Raw genomic sequence first — 3163 nt, forward strand, 5'->3', positions numbered from 1 at the left:
GCTCGCCATCGCACGCCTCGGTCGCTGGCGCTCCCTCACAGTCGGCCGCAAGCGGCCTCCCTGGCGAACAGGCCATTCGCCAGGGAGCGAAGCGACCGTGAGGGCGAAGCGACCGTGAGGGCGAAGCCCGAGGCGAACCACAGCCAACAGGCTCGCCATCGCACGCCTCGGTCGCTGGCGCTCCCTCACGCTCCTCGCAGAGCTCGTCGCTGGCGAGCTGGTCAGGTCGAACCGGGCCGCACGCCTCGTCCGTCACGGACGAGCATGCGCTTTCGACCGTGAGTCCACCCCTGCACCTGTTTCTCGCGCAGGAATGCATGGTCGATCCTGTCGAACTCCTCGAAGTAGACCAACGTCACCGGCCGACGGCGCTTCGTGTACTCCGCGCCGTCACCCCGTTCGTGTTGACCGAGTCGATGCAGCACGTCGCGGGTGCTTCCCGTGTAGAACGTGCCATCAGCGCACAAGAGGATGTACATGAATGCCATACCAGCCATCGTTATCGCCCAGCGGCCGAAGACCGGCGGGCTTTCCACAAGGGCTGCTTGAGCCGAAATACTCACGTGGTCTCGCCTCGGTCGCTCGTTCCTCGCTCCCTCACGCTCCTCGCAGAGCTCGGCGCTGGCGAACCGGGTCAGGGCGCGCAGCCGGCGAAGAGGACAGGGCCGGTGACGGTCATGAACTGTTCGGACGAGGGGGTCAGAGCGAAGTCGAAGCTGACGACGCCGTCGGACTCTGCTGCACGAAGGTCGCGCAGCGAGTCGGCGACCTGGCCGTCTCGACCCACGAACGGGCCGGACGTCAGTGGCCGGCGCACCCGGAGCTGTTCGCGAGCCACGGCGTCTGACCCGAACGCCGCGGCGAAGATGATGCGCTGAGGATCGCCGGCGAAGATCGCCCGACCACCCCAATCCGCATCGGCCAGGCGTCCCGACGAGCCGAGGACCGCGGCCAGCTGTCGCTCCTCGGCCGAGTCCGGCTCGATGGTCGAGTCTCGGCAGAAGAGCTGGCGGGTGAGCAGCAACGCCGACGTGGCTGCGTCGAACCGATCAGCAAGGGCGGCCAGCATCCGCACGTTCAACAGCGAGCGGTCGCCGCCGACGACCACAGCGGTCGCGGCGTCGAGTGAGCGCTGGTCCTCGGCAGCCAGCACCAGATGGCGCTCTGGCACCACCCGCACCCACTTGAAGGTCGAGGCGAAGTCTCGGCTGACGTCGGCATCGTCGTCGAGCTGGAAGACACGGGGATCGCCGTCGACAACCGATCCTTTTTCAGCGAATGAGTCCCTGACCAGTTCTGCGGAGATCTCGCCGAGACCGAGGGCGCTGATGGCACCGCCGTCGATACGGCCGTAGACCTCCCAGTCGAGCTCCGACGTGGCCCAACCCAGCACGTCCTGCATCTCGGCGTCCAACGGCGCCACGACCGATCGGGTCGTGAGACCAGCCAGGCCAGCGTCGTCCAGCGAGCCCTCGATGTCGGACCAGGACGTGTAGTCGATCGTGAAGGTCGACGCGGGAAGGGCGTCGAACGCCGTTGCGAGCGACGAGCGCTGCTGCGCGCCCTGAGACACGGCCCAGCCAGCGCCGAGTGCTCCGGCCACAAGAACCAGCGAGACGGTCACCCGCCACAGCAGGCGCGAAGACTCGGTGTTCACCCCTCGGTCACCTTCTGTCCATGCACGGTGTGGACAATACGGGGCATGGCAAGTGATCGGATCACGACGGCCGCCGGCGGGATCGTCTGGAGACGACGTCCGGTCTCACGGCGCGAGCGCGATGCGGCGAACCGCACCCCCGTCGATCTGTTGGTGATTCACCGGCCCTCGTACGACGACTGGACCTTTCCCAAGGGAAAGACCGATCCCGGCGAGACGCTGCAAGAGACTGCTGTGCGCGAGATCTGGGAGGAAGCCGGCATCCGGGTGCGCCTGGGCCACCCGTTGCAGACCGTCAGCTATCCGACGTCGGCCGGGGTCAAGCGCGTCAGCTACTGGCTGGCTCGCCAGGCCGACAAGGCGGAGTCCACATTTCGGCCAAACGATGAGGTGGACGAGGTGCGGTGGGTGCGTCCCAGAGAGGCGCGCGAGCTGCTGACGTACTCGCACGACCGCGATCTGCTGGAAGAGTTCCGCGCCATGCGCGAGAGCAAGGCACACCGCACGCGCACCTTGATCGTCCTGCGGCACGGCAAGGCGGAGGCCCGCGAGGACTTTTCCGGCGACGACCACGACCGGCCCCTGACCCGGTCGGGCGCTACCCGGGCACGCCGGTTGGAACCGTTGCTCGCCGCCTATGGCGTACGCCGAGTGGTCAGCAGCCCGGCGCTGCGCTGCACGCAGACGGTCGAACCCGTCGCCGACAGCGTGGGAACTTTCCTGCAGATCGACGACCGCCTCAGCGAGCAGACCAGCGCTGGCCAGGTGCAACGATCGATTCAGGGACTGCTGGATCTCAAGCAGCCCGTGGTGCTGGCGACGCACCGCCCGACCCTGCCGTGGATCTTTGACGCCATCGGGTCCGACGTGGTCGATCTGGGCACCGGTGAGGGCGTCGTGGTGCATCACCGGAAGGGCCGTGTGTTCGCGACCGAGTCCGTCGAGAGACCGGCGTCACAACCTGAGCTGTGAACGTTGCAGCCCCGTTCACCGTGCGTTCACCTCGTACCGAATGCCCGGACACCTGCGACTTCTACCTTGACGGTGTCAGCACATCCGTTTCCCCTGGAGGGACACCCGTGAACCGCACGTCTTTGCGCATCACTTCTTCCGCTGTGACAGCCCTCGCACTCGCCCTGAGCCTCGGCGCGTGCGCGGCGGTCAACGAGCGTCCTGGCTATGCCGGCGACGTTGCCGGGTCGTCGCTGTCCGGCCGGCTCAACGGCGCTGGCTCCAGCGCCCAGGAAGCCGCAGTCAACGCCTGGAAGGCCGGCATCCAAACCGCCAACCCCAACTTGACCGTCAACTACGACCCCGCCGGTTCCGGCGCCGGTCGTGAGCAGTTCATCGCCGGAGGCGTGGCCTTCGCCGGATCGGACGCCTACCTGACTGATGAGGAGCTGGAGGCCGCCTCAAAGCGTTGCGGCGGCGACGTCGTGGAGATTCCCACCTACGTCAGCCCCATCGCGGTCATCTTCAACCTGGAGGGTGTCGACGAGCTGAAGC

General features: G+C 67.2%; 4 protein-coding genes. 2 read left to right on the plus strand and 2 right to left on the minus strand.

Features of this window, described 5'->3' with window-relative positions; genetic code table 11:
* Positions 1 to 221: 221 nt before the first annotated feature.
* The gene (locus tag WB508_RS10435; protein ID WP_423844821.1) at positions 222 to 488 is read right to left on the minus strand and encodes a GIY-YIG nuclease family protein; all 267 of its coding nucleotides are present in this window, start codon (positions 486 to 488) and stop codon (positions 222 to 224) included.
* A 146-nt stretch (positions 489 to 634) separates the two neighbouring features.
* Entirely contained in the window at positions 635 to 1657 is a 1023-nt protein-coding gene (locus WB508_RS10440; RefSeq protein WP_423844822.1) for a hypothetical protein, read from the minus strand.
* Positions 1658 to 1702: 45 nt separating this feature from the next.
* Here WB508_RS10440 and WB508_RS10445 point away from each other — a divergent pair, with 45 nt between their 5' ends.
* Entirely contained in the window at positions 1703 to 2629 is a 927-nt protein-coding gene (locus WB508_RS10445; RefSeq protein WP_423844823.1) for an NUDIX hydrolase, read from the plus strand.
* A 143-nt stretch (positions 2630 to 2772) separates the two neighbouring features.
* On the plus strand, positions 2773 to 3163 hold a 391-nt coding region (locus WB508_RS10450), incomplete at its 3' end, for a substrate-binding domain-containing protein (protein WP_423844824.1).

The sequence above is a fragment of the Aeromicrobium sp. genome (genome assembly GCF_049586495.1).
Taxonomy (GTDB): domain Bacteria; phylum Actinomycetota; class Actinomycetes; order Propionibacteriales; family Nocardioidaceae; genus Aeromicrobium.

Excerpts from the sequence above, each read along its gene's own strand:
- WB508_RS10435 (WP_423844821.1), bottom strand. The coding sequence starts at position 488 with ATGGCATTCATGTACATCCTCTTGTGCGCTGATGGCACGTTCTACACG.
- WB508_RS10445 (WP_423844823.1), top strand. The coding sequence starts at position 1,703 with ATGGCAAGTGATCGGATCACGACGGCCGCCGGCGGGATCGTCTGGAGA.